21 protein-coding genes and 1 riboswitch are annotated in these 20,773 nt (G+C 70.2%); of the genes, 5 read left to right on the top strand and 16 right to left on the bottom strand.

Annotated elements, in window-relative coordinates; all coding sequences use genetic code 11:
• The first annotated feature begins 86 nt into the window (after positions 1–86).
• The gene (gene mmuM / locus OG884_RS29200; RefSeq protein ID WP_326638153.1) at positions 87–944 is read left to right on the top strand and encodes a homocysteine S-methyltransferase; all 858 of its coding nucleotides are present in this window, start codon (positions 87–89) and stop codon (positions 942–944) included.
• 4 nt (positions 945–948) lie between these two features.
• Here mmuM and OG884_RS29195 read toward each other — a convergent pair whose 3' ends face one another.
• The gene (locus OG884_RS29195; RefSeq protein ID WP_326638151.1) at positions 949–1,497 is read right to left on the bottom strand and encodes an FGGY-family carbohydrate kinase; all 549 of its coding nucleotides are present in this window, start codon (positions 1,495–1,497) and stop codon (positions 949–951) included.
• Between the two features lie 31 nt (positions 1,498–1,528).
• On the opposite strand from OG884_RS29195, the gene OG884_RS29190 reads away from it, so the two are divergent.
• Positions 1,529–1,765, top strand: coding sequence for a substrate-binding domain-containing protein (locus OG884_RS29190; RefSeq protein ID WP_326638149.1), 237 nt, complete (start codon positions 1,529–1,531; stop codon positions 1,763–1,765).
• Positions 1,766–1,822: 57 nt separating this feature from the next.
• On the opposite strand, the gene OG884_RS29185 is transcribed toward OG884_RS29190, so the two are convergent.
• On the bottom strand, positions 1,823–2,542 hold the full coding sequence (locus tag OG884_RS29185) for a lysophospholipid acyltransferase family protein (RefSeq protein WP_326638147.1): 720 nt from the start codon (positions 2,540–2,542) through the stop codon (positions 1,823–1,825).
• 149 nt (positions 2,543–2,691) lie between these two features.
• Between OG884_RS29185 and OG884_RS29180 the strand changes: the two genes are divergently transcribed.
• On the top strand, positions 2,692–3,456 hold the full coding sequence (locus OG884_RS29180) for an alpha/beta hydrolase (protein ID WP_326638145.1): 765 nt from the start codon (positions 2,692–2,694) through the stop codon (positions 3,454–3,456).
• Between the two features lie 66 nt (positions 3,457–3,522).
• Positions 3,523–3,993 carry a hypothetical protein gene (locus OG884_RS29175; protein WP_326638144.1) on the top strand — a complete coding sequence of 157 codons (471 nt, stop codon included), beginning with the start codon at positions 3,523–3,525 and terminating at the stop codon, positions 3,991–3,993.
• Positions 3,994–4,021: 28 nt separating this feature from the next.
• On the opposite strand, the gene OG884_RS29170 is transcribed toward OG884_RS29175, so the two are convergent.
• From OG884_RS29170 to OG884_RS29140, 7 genes are all read right to left on the bottom strand, one after another.
• Complete coding sequence (locus tag OG884_RS29170) at positions 4,022–5,149, bottom strand: hypothetical protein (RefSeq protein WP_326638142.1); 1,128 nt, start codon at positions 5,147–5,149, stop codon at positions 4,022–4,024.
• Positions 5,150–5,265: 116 nt separating this feature from the next.
• The gene (locus OG884_RS29165; RefSeq protein ID WP_326638141.1) at positions 5,266–6,015 is read right to left on the bottom strand and encodes an endonuclease/exonuclease/phosphatase family protein; all 750 of its coding nucleotides are present in this window, start codon (positions 6,013–6,015) and stop codon (positions 5,266–5,268) included.
• Positions 6,016–6,151: 136 nt separating this feature from the next.
• Complete coding sequence (locus tag OG884_RS29160) at positions 6,152–7,096, bottom strand: ROK family glucokinase (protein ID WP_326638139.1); 945 nt, start codon at positions 7,094–7,096, stop codon at positions 6,152–6,154.
• Between the two features lie 27 nt (positions 7,097–7,123).
• Positions 7,124–8,107, bottom strand: a complete 984-nt coding sequence (locus OG884_RS29155) for a hypothetical protein (RefSeq protein WP_326638137.1) — start codon at positions 8,105–8,107, stop codon at positions 7,124–7,126.
• Positions 8,100–9,269 carry an ArsA family ATPase gene (locus OG884_RS29150; protein ID WP_326638135.1) on the bottom strand — a complete coding sequence of 390 codons (1,170 nt, stop codon included), beginning with the start codon at positions 9,267–9,269 and terminating at the stop codon, positions 8,100–8,102. Before OG884_RS29150 ends, OG884_RS29155 begins: the two co-directional genes overlap by 8 nt.
• Before the next feature lie 43 nt (positions 9,270–9,312).
• Positions 9,313–9,750, bottom strand: a complete 438-nt coding sequence (locus OG884_RS29145; RefSeq protein WP_326638134.1) for an SRPBCC family protein — start codon at positions 9,748–9,750, stop codon at positions 9,313–9,315.
• A 55-nt stretch (positions 9,751–9,805) separates the two neighbouring features.
• Positions 9,806–10,573: a metallophosphoesterase family protein gene (locus OG884_RS29140; protein WP_326638133.1), complete on the bottom strand. Its 768-nt coding sequence runs from the start codon at positions 10,571–10,573 to the stop codon at positions 9,806–9,808.
• A 198-nt stretch (positions 10,574–10,771) separates the two neighbouring features.
• On the opposite strand from OG884_RS29140, the gene OG884_RS29135 reads away from it, so the two are divergent.
• Positions 10,772–12,565, top strand: a complete 1,794-nt coding sequence (locus tag OG884_RS29135) for an AMP-dependent synthetase/ligase (protein WP_326638132.1) — start codon at positions 10,772–10,774, stop codon at positions 12,563–12,565.
• A 105-nt stretch (positions 12,566–12,670) separates the two neighbouring features.
• Here OG884_RS29135 and OG884_RS29130 read toward each other — a convergent pair whose 3' ends face one another.
• From OG884_RS29130 to OG884_RS29100, 7 genes are all read right to left on the bottom strand, one after another.
• A complete protein-coding gene (locus OG884_RS29130; protein ID WP_326638131.1) occupies positions 12,671–13,795 on the bottom strand; it encodes a glycosyltransferase family 4 protein in 1,125 nt (374 codons plus the stop codon).
• Entirely contained in the window at positions 13,792–15,069 is a 1,278-nt protein-coding gene (locus OG884_RS29125) for a M48 family metallopeptidase (RefSeq protein ID WP_326638129.1), read from the bottom strand. The genes OG884_RS29130 and OG884_RS29125 overlap by 4 nt, the downstream gene beginning before the upstream one ends.
• A gap of 55 nt (positions 15,070–15,124) precedes the next feature.
• Positions 15,125–16,000: a hypothetical protein gene (locus OG884_RS29120; RefSeq protein WP_326638127.1), complete on the bottom strand. Its 876-nt coding sequence runs from the start codon at positions 15,998–16,000 to the stop codon at positions 15,125–15,127.
• Positions 16,001–16,182: 182 nt separating this feature from the next.
• Complete coding sequence (locus OG884_RS29115) at positions 16,183–16,695, bottom strand: C40 family peptidase (RefSeq protein ID WP_326638125.1); 513 nt, start codon at positions 16,693–16,695, stop codon at positions 16,183–16,185.
• Between the two features lie 133 nt (positions 16,696–16,828).
• Positions 16,829–16,989: riboswitch (cyclic di-AMP (ydaO/yuaA leader) on the bottom strand.
• Positions 16,990–17,522: 533 nt separating this feature from the next.
• Positions 17,523–18,500 carry a C40 family peptidase gene (locus tag OG884_RS29110; RefSeq protein WP_326638123.1) on the bottom strand — a complete coding sequence of 326 codons (978 nt, stop codon included), beginning with the start codon at positions 18,498–18,500 and terminating at the stop codon, positions 17,523–17,525.
• 169 nt (positions 18,501–18,669) lie between these two features.
• Positions 18,670–19,299, bottom strand: a complete 630-nt coding sequence (locus OG884_RS29105) for a hypothetical protein (RefSeq protein WP_326638121.1) — start codon at positions 19,297–19,299, stop codon at positions 18,670–18,672.
• A gap of 47 nt (positions 19,300–19,346) precedes the next feature.
• Positions 19,347–20,609, bottom strand: a complete 1,263-nt coding sequence (locus tag OG884_RS29100) for an NYN domain-containing protein (RefSeq protein WP_326638119.1) — start codon at positions 20,607–20,609, stop codon at positions 19,347–19,349.
• Positions 20,610–20,773: the final 164 nt, after the last annotated feature.

The following is a 20,773-nucleotide window of genomic DNA, read 5'->3' as shown; positions in this document are numbered from 1 at the left end:
GTGGGACGGGTGGCCGGTGCAAGGCGGCGAGACCGGTGCCGGACAAGAGTGCCGCCCAGCCTCGCGACTCCACATAAAGTAGCGGGATGGTGATTCTGGACGGCGGCCTGGCCACCCATTTGGAGGAGCTGGGCGCGGACCTGCGAGACGACCTGTGGTCGGCGAAGCTCCTGCTGGAGAACCCCTCCGTGATCCGGCAGGCGCATCTCGACTACTTCACCGCCGGTGCCGAGGTGGCGATAACGGCGAGTTATCAGGCGAGCATCCCGGCGTTCCTGAGGCGGGGTCTGAGCGCCGCCGAGGCCGAGGACCTGATCCTGCTCTCCGTGCACCTCGCCGCCCAGGCCAGGGACGCCCACGGCTCGGGGACCGTGGCCGCCAGCGTCGGACCCTACGGCGCCTACCTGGCCAACGGCGCCGAGTACACCGGAAAGTACGACCTCGACGAGGACGGTCTGACCGACTGGCACCGCGACCGCTGGCACATCCTGGCCGACAGCGAGGCCGACCTGCTGGCCTGCGAGACCATCCCCTCCTACCTTGAGGCGAGGGCGCTCCGGCGGCTGCTGGCCGAGACGCCGGGGATGCGGGCCTGGGTGAGCTTCTCCTGCCGCGACGGCCTGCACATCAACGACGGCACCCCGCTGCGGACCGCAGCCGGCCTGTTCGCCGGCAACCCCCAGGTGATCGCGATCGGCGTCAACTGCACGGCACCGCGCCACGTGCTCAACCTGATCTCCCAGATCAAGGGCAAGCCCACCATGGTCTACCCCAACTCCGGCGAGGTCTGGGACTCGGCGAACCGCCGCTGGCTCGGGCTGGCCGACCCGGTGGAGTTCGGCGAGGCCGCGGCCGGGTGGACCGCGGCGGGTTCCGCCTTCGTCGGCGGCTGCTGCCGCACCACCCCGGAGCACATCCGCCAGATCCGCGCCCACCTGACCTGAACGGTCACCTCACCGGCCGGCCGAACGTCCCCGCCGACGGGACCTCGGCGGCCGGGTCGGGGTTGTAGCGCTCCAGGTGCTGGGTGCGCCGGATCAGGCCGCGCAGGTCGGCCAGGGGGCCGGAGACGACGCCGTCGGCCCTGGCCTGAACCAGGACGTTGCCGATCGAGGTGGCCTCGACCGGGCCCGCGACCACGGGAAGACCGCAGGCGTCGGCGGTGAGCCGGCAGAGCAGGGCGTTGCGCGAGCCTCCGCCGACGATGTGGATCGTGTCCACCGCCCGCCCGGTGAGCCGCACGGCGTCCTGGAGCGCGGCCCGGTGTGCCGGCGCGAGGGAGTCGATCACGCAGCGGACGGTCCTCGCGCGGGTCTCCGGGACGGGCCGGCCGCTGCGGCGGCAGAAGTCGGCGATGCGTCCGGGCATGTCGCCGGGCGCGTGGAAGATCGGGTTGTCGGCGTCCACCACCGACCGGAACGGCGCCTCCCGCGCGGCCTGCTCAAGCAGCGCCTCCAGGTCGACACGTCCGCCCGGCGCCGCGGCGGGCGACGCCACACCCGGCGGAACCGCACCGGGTAAGGGCTCCGTGGACGGAACCGCAGCGGACGGAACCGCGGTGGACGGCCCTCCGTCCGGAGCGACACCCGACTCCCAGGTGCGGATGCACTCCTGCAGGAGCCACAGGCCGGTCCGGCAGCCGACCCACCGGCTCGGCAGGGCGGCCACCGAACTGCTGCTGGACGAGTGCGACAACCCGGAATCCCACGCCCACCAGCAGGTCATGTTCCAGCCCGAGCTGATCGTCCGCGAGTCGACCCGCTGATCTTCGCCTTCCGGCCGCCCCTCCGAAGGCCCGGGCCGTCCGGAGGGGACACCTCGCTCAGGGGCGCTTGCGCGCCTGAGCGGTGGCCTCCTTGGCTGCGCGGGCGGCCTCGGCCTTGGCGCTCGCGGCGTACCTGTCGACGTACTCCTGACCCGAGAGCTCCATCAGCGCGTACATGATCTCGTCGGTGACGGCGCGCAGGACGAGTCGGTCCTCCTCCATCCCGTAGTAGCGGGTGAAGTCCAGCGGCTTGCCGAACTTCACGCCCGGGCGGATGCCCAGCTTGGGCAGGACGCGGCCGGGAGGCATCATCTCAAAGGTGTTGACCATCGCCCACGGGATGACCGGCACGCGCGACTCCAGCGCCAGCCGGGCCACCCCGGTCTTGCCCTTGTAGAGACGGCCGTCGTGGGAGCGGGTGCCCTCGGGGTAGATGGCGAGCACATGGCCCTCGTTGAGGATGCGTTTGCCGGTACGGAGCGCCGCCTCGCTGGCCTTGCCCCCTGAGCGGTCGATGGGGACGGTGCCGACACCGCTGAAGAAGGCCCTGCTCACCATGCCCTTGAGGCCGCGGCCGGTGAAGTAGTCGGACTTGCCGAGAGAGATCACCTTGCGCCGCAGGAAGAGCGCGCCGAAGAAGTGGTCGGCGAACGACAGGTGGTTTCCGGCCAGAATCACCGGTCCCTGCCTCGGTACGTTGTCCACGCCCTCCACCCACGGGCGGAAAATCACGTGGAGCAGGGGTCCGAGGATCGCCTTCACCACCCAGTAGAACACTCCATGCTCCTTCAGTTGACAGGCGAGGACCTGGAGTTATCCTCCCACTTCCGGCCTCAGTCACCTACCCCGCCGAACCACCCAAATCGACCTCTCGCAAAACACGCCCCAGTCGTGCGACGATCGGGCGAACCTTACAAGGAGCCGCGATGCCAGTCATGCCCGGTGCGGAGGCGTACCACCATGCGGGAGGACAGATCGGCGTCCTGCTCTGTCATGGATTCACCGGATCGCCGCAGTCCCTGCGCCCGTGGGGCGAATACCTGGCGGCGGCGGGCATGACCGTGTCGCTACCGCGGCTGCCCGGCCACGGCACCACCTGGCAGGAGATGAACCACACCCGCTGGGAGGACTGGTACGCCGAGCTGGACAAGTCCCTGGCGGACCTGCGCGGCAGCTGCGCCGAGGTCTTCGTCATGGGCCTGTCGCTCGGCGGCTGCATGGCACTGCGGCTGGCCGAGGTGCACGGCGACGGGATCAGGGGGCTGGTGATCGTCAACCCGTCGGTGACCAACGACGTGCCGCTGCTCAGGCTGGCACCCCTGATCAGGCTCGTGATCGCGTCGGTGCCCGGCGTGGCGGGAGACATCAAGAAGGAGGGGGCGACCGAGCTCGGTTACTCGCGCACGCCGATCAAGGCCGCGGCCACCCTCCCCCGGCTCTGGTCTCTGACCCAGTCGGAACTGGGCAAGGTCACCCAACCTGTCTTGGTTTTCCATAGTCCGCAGGATCATGTTGTGAAACCGGCGAGTGTGCGTATTCTGCGTGAGAAGGTGACCGGGGGGAATCTGAATGTGGTGGAGCTCGCCGACAGCTACCACGTCGCGACTCTTGACAACGATGCGGATCGGATCTTTGCGGGGAGCCTGGAGTTCGTCAAGACGAACGCGTCTGTACCCTTGCAGAGAGACTGATCCCGAGCGGAGGATGCGCGGTCTCCGGGAGAAAGTGATCGGCCGATGAACAATGGGCCCAGCTAAGTGACACCTCAAAGTGACGAGGACGAGGTCTGGCGTCAGATCGTCGCGTCCTTCAACGATCCCGCCGAGCATGACTTGGCACATCAGCCGTGGCCGGACAGCGAGAACCTCCCGGCCGAACCTCCGCGACGGGTGATCAAGCAGTCGGACGAGGAAGACCTCCTGCGGGAGGACGACCCGGCCGACGACTCCGACACCGAACGGGGCGACGGCGAGGAAGAGGAGGGGCACTACGTGCCTCCGCCGCCACCCCCGCTGCCCAAGACCGACGCCACCACCAAGATCGCATGGCTGGCCCTGTTCGGCGGGCCCGCCTACCTGCTGCTCAGCGCCGCGCTCAGCTGGAACCTGCAGGGCTGGATGCTGTTCACCGCGGTCGCCGCGTTCATCGGCGGTTTCGTGGCGCTGGTGGTCCGCATGGGCGACGGTCCGCCCAACGACTCCGGCTGGGACGACGGCGCGGTCATCTGAGCCCTGGGCTCGGCCTACGACTTGACGCCTACGACTTGGCGCGCGCCGGGGTGCCGAAGCGCTCGATCACGTCCGTGTACTTGCCGGAGGCGTCGACCACGTGGCCGACCGACCACACGGTGCCGGTGCCCGGCAGATAGGTCACGGATTGGAGCCTCACCGTCCGGGAGTCGGTGGCCTCGGGACCGCGCAACGCCCTGACCTTGTGCCCGTCGTAGCGGAGCAGGAATGCCTCGCCAGGCCGGTCCAGATCGACCCCGGAGATCCAGAAGTGCCCCTTGCGATCGCCGGTCACCCCGTACAGGCGGATGTCACCTGCGGGCAGGGACACCCGGGACCACTTCTTGCCGTTCCACGACAGGATCAACGGGACGGTCTCGCCGGCCTCCCGGTAGAGACCGCCGACGGCGAGTGCCCGCTTCGGCCCGTCGAGGTAGACGTCGCGCAGATAGCCGCCGGGAATCTCGGGGGTCTTGAAAAGCTTCCAGCGCCCGCCGGACTGCCTCATGATCAACGGCCTGCCGGCGGCGTCGCCCACCGCCCACCCGTCGCTCTTGCCCGACAACGCCACGCCGTACAGCATTCCCCTGCCGGAAAACCGGGTGAGCTTCCACTTCGAACCGGTGCCGGTCACGATCAGGGGCGACTTGTCACGGCGGCCGACGGCGACCATCCGGCCGGGGACGGCCGCCACCCCGCCCAGCCAGTCGCCCGCGTGCAGTTTGTCGACAACGACCCTGTCGAAGGACGCCCCGTCCCCCTTCGCCAGATAGGGGAGGCCATCGTGCCCCTCACCGACGGCCCACAGCTCCGACGCCGAGGCCGCCGCGACGGAACGCAGGGGCCCCGCACCTGTCGGGTCGTTGCGGATGCCGACCTCGTTCCAGGAGGAACCGTCCCAGTGGATGATCGCGCCGCGGCTCTGCCAGACGTCCCAGACGCTCTGCTGGCCCACCGCCCACACGCTCGCGGCCGAGACGCCCACCACGTCGGAGAGCGATCCGTCACTGCTCAGGCCCGCGCTGACCGGAGCCTGCCAGGCCTCGGCCACGGGCGGGCTGACGGGATCGGCGTGTGCTGGAAATGTGTGCGAGGACAGCAGGAGCAGGCCTCCCGCGCAGAGAGCCAGCGCACGCCGCGGAAGGCGACGGGTCATGTTTCAAATGGTACGGGGCTCCTCCCCTCCCCGTGTCCAGGTCTCCCCAGTTAATAGGTGCGATCCGGAAAGACGCCCTACCGCTCGTCACGAAAACCCTGATCCCACCGGTTTTCTCAGCTCCCGGAACCGGCCTCTACCGAAGTGGGGTCCGGACGGTCGCCGCCGCCGGGGCGCGGATGATCCAGCTCGGCGACCACCGGCAGGTGGTCGGTGGCGGCCACCAGGTCCGCCGGGTCGGCCTCGGCACCGCCACAGGAGACCACGGAGAGACCGGCCACCGCGAAGATCGCGTCAATCCGCTTGTGCGGACCCCTGGCCGGGAAGGTGAAGCCGTCACCGCGCGGTGAGACCGGGTAGCAGTCGGTCAGTCTCTCGGCGAGGTGCTGCCAGCTCGGCTGCCCGGACTGCTCGTTGATGTCTCCGGCCAGCACCGGCAGCGCGCCGAACCGGTCGGCCGCCTCTCCCAGGAGCCTCACCGCCTCGCCCGCGTGACGGCGCCTGGCGGTCTCGTCGAGGTCCAGGTGGATGGAGCCGACGGCGAACCGCCGCCCCTCCGCCTCCACCACGGCGATCGCGACGGCGCGCCGCTCCAGGGGAAAGAAGGACTCAAGCAGGTGCCCCTCCCCGTGCAGCAGCCGCACGCCGGGGCCGGTCAGCACCGCGACACCGCCCCTGCGGGGGCCGGCCGCCACGGCCAGTCTCCCGAAGGCGGCCAGCCGTCGGCGCCTGCGGCGCCAGCAGAGGAACCGGGGCGCCTCCTGCACGCAGAGCACGTCGGCGCGGAGCGCGGCGACCACCCGCCCCAGCGCCGGGATGTCGTCCCGCATGGAACGCACGTTGTAGCTGGCGATCCTGAGCACCACGGCTGCCTCACTTCGCGACGCGTGACGCGAGGGTAACCGCGCGCCGCCGGACATGCCAGCTATCCACCCCTAATCGGTATACGGGCCGTCGGCATGCGTGCGGCGGTGCGGGCCCGGCGCCTGCCCGAGGTTCCGGTCAGCGCCTGCGGGCGAGATCCGCGGCGCCCACCAGGCCCGCCGAGGCACCGAGTTCGGCCAGCCGGATGTCGGCCGGCGGGCGGTGCCCCCGGCCGCTCAGGTGCGTGGCGAAGAACTCTCGGGTCTCGTCGATCCACAGATCCGCGGCGCGCGAGACACCGCCGCCGAGAACGAAGCAGCCGGGGTCGAGGACGGCGGCGAGATCGGCCAGGCCCTGACCGATCCAGCGGGCCATCGAGGAGAACGCGGCCAGCGCGGCCGGGTCCCCCTGCCTGGCGGCCTCGGTGATCTCGTGGCCCTCGATCTGGTCCGGCGTACCACCGGCGATCTTCAGGAGCCTGACGGCCCTGTCCGGCTCGGCCTCGGCGATCTCCCTGGCATCCTTGACCAGGGCGTTGCCGCTGGCGTACTGCTCCCAGCAGCCGAGGTTGCCGCACCCGCACCGGCGCCCCCCGGGGACCGCCTGCATGTGGCCGAACTCGGCGCCCATCCCCCAGCGTCCCCGGTAGAGGGAGCCGTCGAACACGATGCCGCCGCCGATGCCGGTGCCGACGGTCACGCACACCAGATGGCTCTCCCCGCGACCGGCACCGAACCTGGCCTCGCCCCACGCCATCGCGTTGGCGTCGTTCTCCACCACGACGGGCAGGCCGACCAGGTCGGAGACCTTCTTCCGCAGGGGCTCCTCGCGCCAGGCGAGGTTGGGAGCGAACCGGACAATGGACCGGGTCTCGTCGACGAACCCGGCGGCGCCGAGACCGACGGCCTCGATCTCGCGATCCCTGGCGAGCTCCAGGATCACGTCACCGATGGTGTGGGCGACCTGCTCAGGGTTCCCGGCCGGGGTGGGCCGCAGCAGGTGCGTGACGATCTGGCCGTCCTCGTCGACGACTCCCGCCGCGACCTTGGTACCGCCGATGTCCACGCCGATGGTCAGCGCCATTGTCCGTTTCTTCCTCTCCGCCTGGGCTCATCCCAGGTCGATGTGCTCCACGGGGGTGTCCTTGCGCTCGCGCTCCCGTGTCCGCTGACCGGGCGCGGACTTACCGAGCCCGTCGACCGCCGACTTGAAGGCGGCGAACAGTTCGGTGCCGGCCTGCATGAGGTGGTCGGTGACGGCGGTTCCCGACTCACGCTGCGCGGCCATCGCACGGCAGACGGGGCAGGCCCGGCAGATGTACTCCTCGTGCTCGGAGACCGCCTCCTCCCACACGTCCCGCTCTCTTCCCCGACCGCCACCGGAGAACGCGCTGCCGAAACCGGTCATCGTGCCCTTGATCAGATTCTTGCGCAGTTCCCTGGTCGCCTTCTGCTGCAGCGTGTCGAAAAGTTTGAACGCCTCCTCGGCGGCGGTGCCCAGCGGGTCCTTACCGCCCTCGGCCCGCTCTTCCCGCACCCGCTCTTCCCGCACCCGCTCGTCTCGCCCGGCGCGCTCCTCGCGCTCGCCGGGCCGGGCCCACGGGGTCCAGCCGGTCCGCTCCTCGCGCCGGACCCGCTCGGCGCGCTCGAACCACGCGGCGCGCGCATCGCGCTCTGCCTGCTCCGAGGACGGGGGCCGCCCGGAATCCGGAGCCTCGGCCACAACCTCGACGGGCTCGCCCTTCGCCTTGGCCGACTTAACGGACTCGACCCGCTCGACGGGCTCACTCTTCGTCTCGACCGACTTAACGGATTCGGCCGACTCGACGGGCTCGCCCTTCGCCTTGGCCGACTTAACGGACTCGACCGGCCCGGTGGACTCGGCCGATCCGGTACGCCGGGCACGCCCGGGTTTCGAGGCTTCCTCGGCCGGCTTCGCGCGTCGGCTCCTCCGGGCCTTCTCGGCGCCTTTGGCGTCGGCAGCACCAGCGGCCTCGGCGGCGACCTTCGGTGTCACGGCATCGGCGGTCTTGCCCGGCTTTCTGGGCGTACGCGGCTTCGGGGTCTTCTCTGCATCATTCGTGTTATCAGTCATCAGGCCCTCCCGCTTCGAACCGTACCCGGAGAAACCCATCTCGGAGCGCGGCCTCCCGCACCGGCCGGCGGGCCAGAGCGGCAGGCAGGGCCAGGACCCGGCGGTAGGAACCGGCATTGACGATCAGCTCGTCGCCCTTGCGCGCCAGATCCACCTCGTTCTTGTCCGCGAGCGGCAGGGCCAGGATCAGCTCCCCCGCGGCGGTGATCCGCAGCGGCGGGTCGACGGAGGGCGGGGCGAAGGGGTCGCCCTCGCCGTACATGGCCTCGGCGACCCCGGCGAGAGCGTCGAGGCCGACGGGCTCGGCCTCAAGGTAGGGCACGGTGTGCACGGGCAGCGGCGCGAAGGACTCCTCGACCTCGGCCAGGTGCAGGGCCTGGGCCCGCACCCACCTCTGCCGCCACGGGTCGGCCCCCTCGGCGGGGAAGACCCGGTTGGCGATCACCGCGTCGACGCGGTAGCCGTACAGGCTGAGGGAGGTGAGCGTGCGACGGGCCTCGGCCAGCACGACGGCCTCGGGGGTGAGTACCAGCCGGACGCTCGCGCCAGGCCCGGTGAGCAGCTCGCGCACCTCCATCAGCCCCCGGTGGAGCCGTTCCCCAGCACCCACCACGTGGTCTTCCGGCACGCTGACCTGCGCCAGGCGGCGGATCAGCGGGGAGAGGGTGCGCAGCAGCCGCCTGCCGACGGGCAGCAGCCGGTTCACGTGCCAGTCGAGGGCCTCGGGCAGGGCCAGCAGCCTGAGCGTCTCGGCGGTCGGGGCGCAGTCGATGACGATGACGTCCCACAGCCCGGCGCGCGCCTGCTCACGTAGCTCCAGCAGCGCGACGACCTCCTCGGCGCCGGGCAGCACCGTGATCTCCTCGGCGGTCACCTCGTCGAGGCCGAGCTCAGCGAAGACGCCCTTGGCATAGTCGCGCAGCTCGCCCCACTGGCGCTCCAGCGCCCGTTGAGTGTCGACCTGCTGCAGGGAGAGGCCTGGCGCGATCTCGGTGGGCCCCTCCCCCGCGTGCACGCCGAGGGCGTCGGCCAGCGAGTGGGCGGTGTCCGTGGAGACCACCAGGGTTTTAAGGCCGGACCGGGCGGCGAGGGTGGCGGTGGCCGCGGCTGCGGTCGTCTTGCCGACACCGCCCTTGCCGGTGAAGAGCAGGACCCGGCTCACGTCATCCTCCCTGGGGACGGCTCCGTGATCACGCCCCGCTCCCTCATGGGGTCTCGACGCGCTTCTTCAGCCCCTTCAGGGCGGTGTCGACGATGACCTTCTCCGCCTTCCGCTTGATCATGCCGATCATCGGCACCTTGAGGTCGACGGCGAGCTCGTACGTCACCTCGGTGCCACCGCCCACGTCGGTGAGACGGTAACTCCCGGTGAGCCTGGAGACCATCTTCCCCGCCTCGGCGATGTTCCAGTCGACGGACTCGTCTCCGTTCCAGGTGTAACGGAGGGTGTACTCGTCGCTGATCACGCCCGCGTCGAGGACGAATCCGACCGTGGCCGGCCGGCCGTCCTCCCCGGTGGAGAGGATCCGCGCGGATTTCACCTGACCCGCCCACTGCGGGTAGGAGGGGAAGTCGGCGATGACCGTCATGACGGTCGACCGGTCCGCGCCGATCGTGATGCTGGAGGTGGTGCGATCAGCCATGGGCCAACCGTACTGCTTCACGATCGTCCGTGTACGCCGGCGGGGCCGGTGGCGGCTACCACTCCAGCGCGAAGGGGACGCCCCTGTTTCTGAAGTGCCCCACGTTGAGGCACTCGGTCCTGCCGACCCGGGTGCGGGCGGCGAGGGGCTGGTGCACGTGGCCGAAGAGGGCGTAGCGCGGCTGGGTCCGTCTGATCGCCTCCAGGGTGGCCTCGCTGCCCCGCTCGAAGCGCCGGGCCACCACGTCGTAGAGCAGTTCGGGGATCGCGGGAGGGATGTGGCAGCAGAGCACATCGACCTCGCCGACGGCCGCCACCTTGCGGTCGAACTCCTCTTCGTCGATCTCGTACGGGGTCCGGTAGGGGGTGCGCAGCCCGCCCCCGACGAAGCCGAAGCGCAGGCCGCCTATCTCCACGGTCTCGCCGTCGAGCACGTGGTGGCCCTCGCGCACGTACTCTGGCCAGTAGATCGGCAGGTCCACGTTGCCGTAGGTGAGGTAGGCGGGGGTCGGCATCGCGGCGAAGATCTCACCGTACTGCCGCCTGACGGAGCGCTCGATGTGCTCTCGCGGGCCGCCCTCCAGCGAAGCCCACAGCGCCGAGGACATCGCCCGCGCCTCGTCGAACCGCTTGGCGGTCCTGAGCGCGATGAACTCCGCAGCCCGCTCCGCCCCGAAGAGCTCGGCGAAGATTCCCTGGGAGTGGTCGTCGTAGTCGACGAACAGGATCAGGTCGCCCAGGCAGATCAGGGCGTCGGCGCCGTCTCCCGCGCGGGCCAGTGCGTCGGCTCTCCCGTGTACGTCGCTGACGACATGAACCCGCATGCCGGACATCCTAATCACCTGCAAATACCGGCATAAGTAACAAACTTCACACGACGGCGCGGTCAGCGGCTCCAGGCGAGGGCAGTTGATACGGTGAAATCGCCCTTGATAACGCCTGGGTGACGAATTTACTCAGGCGTAACTTATCGCGATAGCTTCCAGGCAGTTCATCGATCCGTGCGTCTCCAGGAGTGATCCGTGCGCGAGTACAGCGTCCCCGTGCTGGTGGATGTCCCCACCTCCGCCAACCTGACCGACACGGTGTTCCGGCGTGCCGAAGAGGAGCCGGGCGCCGTCGCCCTGCGCCGCAAGGTCGGCGACGACTGGGCCGCCGTCACCGCCCGTGAGTTCCGCGACCAGGTCGCCGGAGTGGCCAAGGGCCTGATCGCGGCCGGCGTCGAACCCGGTGACCGGGTGGCGCTGATGTCGCGCACCCGCTACGAGTGGACCGTGATCGACTACGCGATCTGGGCCGCCGGCGCGGTCGGCGTACCGATCTACGAGTCCTCCTCGGCCGACCAGTCGACCTGGATCATCTCCGACAGCGGCGCGAAGGCCGTGTTCGTCGAGCTGGACTCGCACGAGGAGACGGTCCGCGAGGGTATCGCCGAGCTGCCCGGCCTCAAGGACGTCTGGCACATCGAGGGCGGCGCCCTGGACGAGCTGACCATGCTCGGCGCCGAGGTCACCGACGACACGCTCGCCGAGCGCAGGTCCAGCCGCGGCATCGCCGACCTGGCCACCATCGTCTACACCTCGGGCACCACCGGCAGGCCCAAGGGCTGCCGCCTGACCCATGACAACCTGCTGTTCACCGCCAGGAACGTCGCGCAGGGTCCACTGGAGCGCCTCTTCACGGTGAACGACAGGGCGGCGCTGCTCTTCCTGCCGCTCGCGCACGTCTTCGCCCGCATCATCGAGATCGTGCTGATCGAGACGGGCACGATCCTCGCGCACACCCCCAACATGAAGAACGTCGGCCCCGACCTGCAGGTTTTCAAGCCCACGTTCCTGCTGGGCGTGCCCCGCGTGTTCGAGAAGGTCTACAACGCCGCAGAGCAGAAGGCCACCGCCGACGGCAAGGGGAAGATCTTCCACGCCGCGGCGGAGACCGCCGTAGCCTGGAGCAGGGCGGAGTCCACGGGTGGCGCGGGACTGGGGCTGAAGCTCAAGCACGCCCTGTTCGACAAGCTCGTCTACGGCAAGCTGCGCGCCGCGACCGGCGGCAGGCTGACGGCGGCCGTGTCCGGTGGCTCCGCCCTGGGCGAGCGGCTCGGCCACTTCTTCCGCGGCGTGGGCATCGAGGTGCTTGAGGGCTGGGGCCTCACCGAGACCTCGGCGCCCTCCTCGGTCAACCTGCCGGGGGCCAACAAGATCGGCACCGTCGGCAAGCCGTTCCCCGGCGTCACCATCGGCATCGGCGAGCACGGCGAGGTGCTCGTCAAGGGCCGCCACGTCTTCGAGGGCTACTGGAACAACGACGAGGCCACCGCCGTGGCGATCGACAAGGACGGCTGGTTCCACACCGGCGACGTCGGCGAGCTGGACGGGGACGGCTACCTGCGCATCACCGGCCGCCAGAAGGAGATCATCGTCACCGCCGCGGGCAAGAACGTCGCCCCGGCCCCGATGGAGGACCACATCCGCGCCCACCCGCTGATCAGCCAGGCGATGGTGGTCGGCGACGACAGGCCGTTCGTCGCGGCGCTCATCACGCTCGACGCCGAGGCCCTGGAGCAGTGGAAGGCCGCCAACGGCAGGACGGACGCGGACCTCACCGCCCTCAGTTCCGACCCGGCCATCGTCGCCGAGGTGCAGAAGGCCGTGGACAACGCCAACAAGTTCGTCTCCAAGGCCGAGCAGATCAAGAAGTTCACGGTGCTCGACATCGACATCAGCGAGGAGAGCGGGCACCTCACCCCGACCCTGAAGGTCAAGCGCGCCATCGTGATGCGTGACTTCGCCAAGCAGGTCGAGTCCCTCTACGGCTAGACCACGCCTCGCGGATCCCGCCGCGGCGAGGAGCGGAGGAGGGAGCCGCCGCGCGCCGCGGTGGCCGTCCGCGACAGGCCAGAGGATCCAAGGGGAGGTGCCCGGTCAGACGGTCTCCGCGGACTCCAGAACACGGGCGAAGCGGGATGCGGCGAGTTCCCAGCTCCACTCGCGCGCGACCCACTCGCGCCCGCGTTCACCCATGGCACGCGCTCCGGCCGGGTCCTTGAGCAGGTCGACCAGGGTCGCCGTGACCTCGTCCGGGCGGGTGCCGTCGACGACCAGGCCGGTCTGCCCGTGCAGCACGGCGTCGGGGGCGCCGCCCGAGGAGCCTGCCACCACGGGCAGCCCGCTGGCGGAGGCCTCCAGGTAGACGATGCCGAGCCCCTCCACGTCCAGACCGCCCAGGCGGGTGCGGCACGGCATGGCGAACACGTCGCCCGCCGCCAGGTAGCCGGGCAGCGCCGCCTCCGGCACGGGGCCGGTGATCTGGACCGAGCCGCCCATCGGCCTGGCCAGTCGCTCCAGGGTCCTGCGGTACGGGCCACCACCGACGATCAGGAGGATCCCGTCGGGAACGTCCCGCAGCACGCCTGGCCAGGCTCGCAGGAGCGCGTCCTGGCCCTTGCGCGGCACCAGCCTGGACAGGCAGACCACCACCGGCCGATTCCCCAGTCCGAGCGCCGCGCGCACCGGCCCTCTCCCCGTCTCGGGCGCGAACACCTCGGTGTCGACGCCGGGTGTGAGCCGCACCAGCTTGCCCTCGGGTATCACCCTGGCCAGCCGCTGCCGGGTGTACTCCCCCAGGTAGGTGACCACGTCGGCGTTCGCGCCGATCCTGGCGAGCACCCGGCGGCCGATCGGGAGCGCCGTCCAGCCCGCCTCGTGGCCGTGGGTGACCATGACGACGCGGCGGGCCCCGGCCTCGCGCACCCTGGGCGCGAGCAGCCCGAGCGGCGCCGCCGCCCCGAAGACCACCGTCTCGCATCCGAACTCGGTGACCAGTCCGGCCGCCCGGCGGGCGACGGCGGGGGTGGGCAGCATCAGCGAGGTGGGATGCCGCACCACGGGGTACGGCTGCCGCAGATCGAAGTCCTCGCTACCGGGCCACCGGGAGGCGTAGACGACGATCGAGCCGGGCGGGCGTCGGGCGATGAGACCGTACACGAACGACTGGATCCCCCCGGCACGGGGCGGGAAGTCGTTCGTGACCACCAGCGTGCGCCTCACGGCTCGGAGAGACCGTTCAGCCGGGCCCAGGAGCGCGCCAGGGCGATGCGCTGCGGCGCGGTGGGATGCGAGGCATAGAGCACGTATTCCATAAGATCAGGCGATAAATCCGAAATGTTGGTGACCGCCAGCCGTTTCTGCATGGCGACGAACGTCGCCGGATCCCTGGTCAGGTCCAGCGCGTGGACGTCCGCACGAGCCTCGATGTGCCTGCTCACCAGGTTCTGGGCCGGCCCTGACAGCACCGTGGCCAGGCTGAGCAACCCCATGACCAGGCCCACCGCCCTCGGGTCGCCCACGGAGGAGATCCCCGCGCGGCGCCGCACGGCCCCCGCCGAGGTCACCACGTAGAGCAGGCACGCCCCGAACGCCGCGCCCAGACCGCCGACGAGCGTACCGGAGAGCACGTCACCCGCCTTGGCGTGACCAAGCTCGTGCGCGACCACCAGCTCGACCTCGTCGGCGGGCGCCCGGAGCAGCGTGTCGTAGACGACGATCCTGCGGGTCGCGCCAAATCCGGAGACATAGGCGTTGAGCGCGGTGGTCCGCCGGGAGGCGTCGGCGACGAGCACGTTCTCGACCGGCACGCCGTCCCTGGCGGCCATGGCGAGCAGGTCGTCGCGGAGCCGTCCGGCCTCCATCGGCCTGAAGTCGTTGAAGATCGGCTCGATGAGCACCGGGTAGGCGAAGGAGGCCGCCACTGTCAGCGCGAACGCGCCGGCCGCCGCGGGGATCCACCAGCGCCGGTAGCGCCGCGCCAGCGCGACCACCGCCAGAACCATGATCGCTGTCAGCGCGGTGCCGACGCCCAGGCTCTTGATCCGGTCGACGGTCCAGGTCGGCCAGGTCTGGGTGGACAGCCCGAAGTCGCGCAGATAGGTCTCCGACCACATCCCCAGCGGCCAGCGCAGCATCGCGACGGCCACCGACAGCGCCAGCACGCCGAGCAGCGCCCGCAACCACCACGGTCCCCGCAGCCGGCCGACGAGCCGCGCGCCCAGCGGGGTGCCCACCAGCACCCCCGCCACCACCAGCGTCAGGCCGAGGGAGAGGTAACCCGGTACGCTGACCAGCTTGTCGAACGCCTCGGACCTGGCGATCTGCTCGGCGGTGAAGTCGCGTGCCGGATCGGGGACGACGACCGGGGCCCGCTTGCTCAGCGCCCGCCAGGGCGTGGTGAACGCCACGACCGCCAGCGTGACCACCCCCAGCACGGCCAGCGCCCACCCCGCCGGCCGCACATCCGAGGGCGCGTCCTTCGTGCTCAGCGTCATCAAACACCTCCAGCGTGGAGCCCCGCCCCCTGATCACGGGGAGGGCACAAGAATGTCAGGCGAGTTCCTTTCCGAGGTAGTCGCGCCACGCCTCGGTGAGTTCGGCCGGCGACAGGCCGAGCGTGCCGGCGACATCGCCACCGTAGAGCCTCACCAGGGCCTTCTCGCCGAAGCGCTCCGCGATGAACCGGCAGGCGAGCCAGGCCTCCTCGTATGCCTGCGCGAGCCGCGGGGCACCGGGGGCGAAGTCCGCGGGACCGGGAAGACGGGCGGGCAGGACTCCGGCCCGTACCTCGGCGGCCAGCTCGGCGGCGGCCTTCCGTACGGAGATCCCGGCGTCGCGGTAACCCACGTAGTCGGCGAAGCCCTCCGACAGCCACGTCGGCACCCGGCCGCCACGGGTCGCGCCGGTGGCCACGTGAACGAGCTCGTGCGTGATCACCACGTCCCTTCCGGCCGTGGTGAGCCTCGCGTAGCCGGAGGGCAGGACGATCACCCGATCCGCGGTCGCCAGCGCGGCCAGGCCGTGTGTGCTCCCGGCCCCGGCGAGCACCGCGGCCTCGGCATCGGTGGCGGGAAAAAGGATCACCGCCCGGACCGGCCCCCAGATCGCCGCGACCGCGCGGCGGGCCCGGTCGGCCCTGGCGGCCAGGTCCCGCAGGACGGCGGGCGCGACGCCGTGACCGATCACGAGGGAGTGCTCGCTCCGGACGACGACGGCGGCGCCGGGCCACAGGTCACGAAGGTCGCCGGGGAGTTCTCCGACGTCGCGGGGAGGATCGTGGGGGGCGGAAAGGTGCCGAGGGTCCCGGGAGTCGCGCGGGAGCGGCCCGGCTCCGGCCAGGAGAGGTCCCGTCCCGGCGAACGGGCCGACGCTCATCAGCGCCAGCATCCCGGCGAGCACGGCGCGGCGCCCCTTCGGGACGGACATAGCGAGTCGATGTTACTCGACCGGTATCGCACCGCACCTTGCCGGAAGCACAGAACCAGGAAGCACGGAACCAGGAAGCACGGAACCGGGCTGCCCCGCATCGCGGCCACGCGCTCGCGACCTTCGCCGGGAAACGGAGCGGCCCCGTCCCTGTTGACATGGACGGGGCCGCTGCGCCCTGCTCAGGCTCCGGGCCGGACCGCTCCGGCGAAGGAGGACCTGTAGTACCCCTTCAGCTTCACGATCCGGACCGTCTTGCCGCTGCTCGGCGAGTGGACCATCCTGCCCTCGCCGACGTACATGCCGACGTGGCCCTTTCCACTGAAGAACATCAGGTCACCGGGGCGCAGTCGGCTCCACGAGACCTTCTTCCTGATCGCCCGGTACTGGCTGTGCGTGATCCGGGGGATGGACACGCCCGCCTTGCGCCAGGCGTATTTGACGAGCCCTGAGCAGTCGAACGCGCCCGGACCGGAGGCGCCCCACCGGTACGGATCACCGACCTGCTTCTTGGCCGCCGAGACGGCCTTGCGGGCCCGAGTCTTCTGCAGGGCCGCCCTGCTCATCTTGGTCTTCACATTGGCGTCGGCCTTGGTCTTGTTCACGGCCCGGGTGTCGGTACTCTTCGTGCTCTCGACCTGCTCGGAGACGCCGGCCGCGGTGTTGACCAGGATCTCAGGGGTGCTGTCCGTCATCGCCCCGGCCGCCGTGGATCCCAGGGTGACCGCTCCGGCTGAGGCGGTCAGGGTGAGGGCGATGCCGCCGAGGGAAAGGCGGAAAAGGCGCGACAGACGGGTGTTAAACGGGGTGGTAGACAGGATTTCTCCTTGGTGCTTCCACTGATGCCTACCGGGTTAGCTGACGGGTTCGGGCTTGGAAGATGCCCTACGGCACAAATGCGCCGATTCACCCCCTGGCCACGATGTGTCGGGCCTTTTGGGTCCCCGGTTCCATACCTCCTGGCTGTATGGATTCGGCGGGCCGCCGTAATGAGGTCCGCCCCCGGCAGGGGCACGGCGGCCGGTTGGATTTCTATCGAGAAACCGGCCCGAAGACCGACATTCACCGCGACGACCTGGCTTGAACGTCGCAATGCCAGAAGTTACCCCGATTCTTCAATTTTTGGCAAAGCATTCACCGAGCAGGAAGATCGATAAGTCTTCTTGATCTTACCGTTATCCCTGCTTAATAGCCATTTATGCTATCGAGATATGACTCTCGTCACACTTCTGACATCACACCTGATAAATCGTGATTTCTGTAATATTCATCACACTTGCCGGATTATCGGGTGATCTAGTGAGAGGCCCCGCAGCTGCGGTCGCCGGCAGGCGGGTCGGCGCCGGACGCACGTGCGGGCGCCGTGATCGACTCTCCGAAGTCCGCCTCGACGAATCTCGAACCCGGCGGCGTCGAGCATCGCTTCGAGGAGCCGGCGGAAGGTGCCGTACCCGGTGCGAGGCACCGGGTACACGGCCGGCGTCGGGTACACGGCCGGCGGGGCAGGACCCCGCACCGTGCGTCAGGGGCGGACGGCTCCGGCGAGACGACGGCCGTAGGCCGACAGCGGGACGACCTTGACGACGTCGCCGGTCTGCGGGGCGTGCACGATCCGGCCGTTGCCCGCGTACATGCTGACGTGCCCCAGGCCCTCGCTGAAGATGAGGTCGCCCGGCTGGAGGTCGTTCAGTGAGACCTTGCGGCTCGCGCCCCAGCTCCACTGCTCCCAGGTGGTCCGCGGCAGGCTGACTCCCCCGCTGCGCCAGGCGGCCTGGAGGAGGCCGGAGCAGTCCCAGCCGCCGGGGCCCGTGCCACCGTACTGGTAGGGCTTGCCGACCTGCGCGAAGGCGAACTGCAGCGCGGCGCGGGCGTTGCCCGAGGCGGGGCCGGTGTACTGGATTCCGGTGCTGTCCGGGTCGCCCGCCTTGAAGACGTTGAGTTCGCGCAGGAGCTTCGTCTGGACCCTGACCATCTTGTCGGCCTTGGCCTTCTCCCTGGCCAGCTCGTCGCGCGTCTCGTCGGCCTCGCTCAGCGCACCCTTGGCCAGGTTCCTGTTGATCCGCAGCGTCTTGGTGGCCGTGTCGAAGGCGCCCAGCGACTGGGCGCGGGAAGCCGACATCTGGTCGACCGCGGCCAGGCCGCTCAGCAGCGCGCCGGGGTCGGACTGGTAGATCATGCCTTCCCAGCCGTTGATCGCACCGACCTGGTAGGTGCTGACCGCCATCGTGACGAGCTCCTTGCGCAGCCCGGCGACCTGCTCGCTCTGGCGGGCGAGTTCGCCGGTCAGCGTCATGTACTTCTTCCTGGCCCGCTTCCACTTCTCCGAGGCCTGGTTGTACTTCTCGACGACCTGATCGGCCTGCTCGTTGAGCTTCTCCAGCTTCTTCTTGGCCTGCGCGAGTGTCGGCTTCGGCTCCGCGGACGCTCCGCCCACCGGCAGCATCAGCAGTGCGAGGGCGAGCCCGGCCGCCACCGGTATCCGAATCAGTCCAACCGGCACACCAGCCACGGCCACGTCAACGCCTCCAGACTGCACAGACCTGCGGCGAATAGTACAGAACAAGTAAGGTTTAGATCACCTTTTCGCATGCTTTGCTCTACAGCCGCAGGTGGCAGCTCCGGTATCCCGGGCGAGCGCCGGGATCACCCGGTCAGCAGCCGGCGACGTCTCAGCAACCGGCGATGCCGCAGATCTTGCCGGTCATCTTTCTGGCGTCGCGCAACTGGGTGGCCCAGTCGCTCTGCGCGGGCTTGGAGTACTCTCCGGCCCAGAGGTAGACCAGGACCGCGTTGCCCTTCCTGACCAGCACGCTCCGCTCACCGCCGACCCCGGCCTTCCCTCCGTAGTAGACCTGCCCGGAGACCTTCAGCGCCTCGTCTCCGAGCCCGGTCAGGCGCGAGGAGGCGTAGCGGTAGGCGGAGCCCGCGTCGGTGTTGGAGCGGCAGGCGGTCAGGGCGGAGCGCACCTGGGCGACGGCTCCGGCGGCAGCCGCCTTCGAGCGGTACAGAATCACCTGCTCGACCTTCATGAAGTCCGGGACACCGGTGAAGGTCACCGTCCGCGCGACCACCCTGCCGGCCCTGGCCAGCGTGGCCTTGCCGCACGGGTTGACGGCCAGCCCGGCCTTCGCCGAGTTGCCGACCTTCCAGTTGGTCTCGGGGTCGTCGTCCTTCTTCGCGGCGTCCTTCTCGTACAGCAGGAAGCCCTTGGGAATGGCGGCCGTCGCGGCCGCCGCGGGTGTGGTGACGGTCGCACCCACGGCGAGGACGGTGAGGGCGAGCACTATGATCTTCTTCATCGAATCAAACCTCCCGGATGATCCGATGCGCCACGGGCAGGAAAGGTTTACGCCCGGCCCAGACGTTTCAGAAGAAGCAGCGAGGGGACCGGCCGGGCGCCCATCCTGCGGACCGACTCGGCCACCTCTCGATCCGAGGAGACCACCGCCACCGCGCGTCCCGTGGGCTCGGCGCGGACCAGCTGGCGGATCAGGTCGTCGGCGATCTGCCCCGGGGCGCTGAACATCACGCGCACCCCCCTGGGCGCCGACACGGGAACCGGACCGTTCAACTCGGCTCCGTCGAAAACGCAGGTCAGCTCGGTACGGGTCTGCGCATAGAGCGCGCCGAGGCCGGTGAGAAGGCGATTGCGCTGGTCGGCGAGGGTGAACGTGCCGTAACCGGTCTTGGTCACGTTGTAGCCGTCGACGATCAGGTGGATCTGCGGCAGCGCGAGCAACTGGTCGAGCAGTGCGGGGTCGTCGTCGGCGAGCGCCCGCGCGGGAACCGCCTGGACACCTTGCCTGCCCGGCGCCACCGAGGCCACCGAGTCGGCGGGACGGTGGATGCCGGAGGGCAGGGCGAGCTCCCTGCGAAGCCCCGCGGCGGCGTCCTGCAGGGCGTCGAGCAGCATGCGGACCTTGGTGTCCTCCACGCTGCGGCCCTCACGGGCCGCCCTGCGTGTCGACTCCAGCTGACGCTCGGCGTCGGCCAGCCGCTCACGCAGGCGGCGCAGCTCGCTCTCCACGGTGCCCCCCGCCGAGAGCGCGGCGGCCTTCGCCTCCTCGGCCGCCTCCCAGGCGTCGGCGGCACGCGCCTCGGCCGCCCTGGCCCGCTCCCGGGCTTCGTGCAGCCTTCGGCGCAGGTCGGAGACCTCCGAGCGCGAGGTCTTGAGCTGCTCGCGCAGTCGCTCGGACTCCTCCTTGGCCGCGCTCTTCTGACCGGCCAGCTGCTCGCGCAGCCGGGAGAGCGTCTGCTCCTGCGCGGAACCCTCGGCGGCGACGGCCGACCGCTCCAGGTCCGCGCGAGCCGCCTCCACCATGTCCACCCAGCCGGGCGGCCGGGTCAGGTAGGCGGCCGCGGCCACCATGACGGGCTCCGCGGCCGGCGGGACCGCGCCCTCGGCGAGGCTCGCGACCAGTTCCGGCCAGCCGGTGGTCAGGGTCTCCGCGACCAGTTCGCGGAACTTCTTGTCGGTCTCCAGCTGCGCGGCGATGGGCGCGCCACCCAGCTTGGCGCGCTTGCGGGGGTCGAATTTGGCGATCCCCTTCAGCGGCGGCGGCACCGAGGCGGCGGGCATGGAGCCGAGGATCTGGGATGCCAGCTCCACGACATGTAAGCGAACCTGCTCGGGTAACGGACGAGACAGGCCCTCTCCGGCTGAACTCATCACGGCCCCTACTCGGATCGGTCTTCACGTCAAGGGTACGGCTACCGCACCCTGACCCCGACCTGACCGCAAGACGGCCTGCCGCCGACCCTGCCGTGAACTGT

The organism is Streptosporangium sp. NBC_01755 (assembly GCF_035917995.1).
GTDB lineage: Bacteria > Actinomycetota > Actinomycetes > Streptosporangiales > Streptosporangiaceae > Streptosporangium.
Note: the sequence above shows the minus strand (reverse complement) of the source record. Positions and strands in the feature narration are given on the sequence as shown.

Coding starts and splice junctions, on each gene's coding strand:
- mmuM (WP_326638153.1), top strand. CDS start 87: ATGGTGATTCTGGACGGCGGCCTGGCCACCCATTTGGAGGAGCTGGGC.
- OG884_RS29180 (WP_326638145.1), top strand. CDS start 2,692: ATGCCAGTCATGCCCGGTGCGGAGGCGTACCACCATGCGGGAGGACAG.
- OG884_RS29170 (WP_326638142.1), bottom strand. CDS start 5,149: ATGACCCGTCGCCTTCCGCGGCGTGCGCTGGCTCTCTGCGCGGGAGGC.
- OG884_RS29160 (WP_326638139.1), bottom strand. CDS start 7,096: ATGGCGCTGACCATCGGCGTGGACATCGGCGGTACCAAGGTCGCGGCG.
- OG884_RS29155 (WP_326638137.1), bottom strand. CDS start 8,107: ATGACTGATAACACGAATGATGCAGAGAAGACCCCGAAGCCGCGTACG.
- OG884_RS29145 (WP_326638134.1), bottom strand. CDS start 9,750: ATGGCTGATCGCACCACCTCCAGCATCACGATCGGCGCGGACCGGTCG.
- OG884_RS29140 (WP_326638133.1), bottom strand. CDS start 10,573: ATGCGGGTTCATGTCGTCAGCGACGTACACGGGAGAGCCGACGCACTG.
- OG884_RS29125 (WP_326638129.1), bottom strand. CDS start 15,069: ATGACGCTGAGCACGAAGGACGCGCCCTCGGATGTGCGGCCGGCGGGG.
- OG884_RS29120 (WP_326638127.1), bottom strand. CDS start 16,000: ATGTCCGTCCCGAAGGGGCGCCGCGCCGTGCTCGCCGGGATGCTGGCG.
- OG884_RS29115 (WP_326638125.1), bottom strand. CDS start 16,695: ATGACGGACAGCACCCCTGAGATCCTGGTCAACACCGCGGCCGGCGTC.
- OG884_RS29105 (WP_326638121.1), bottom strand. CDS start 19,299: ATGAAGAAGATCATAGTGCTCGCCCTCACCGTCCTCGCCGTGGGTGCG.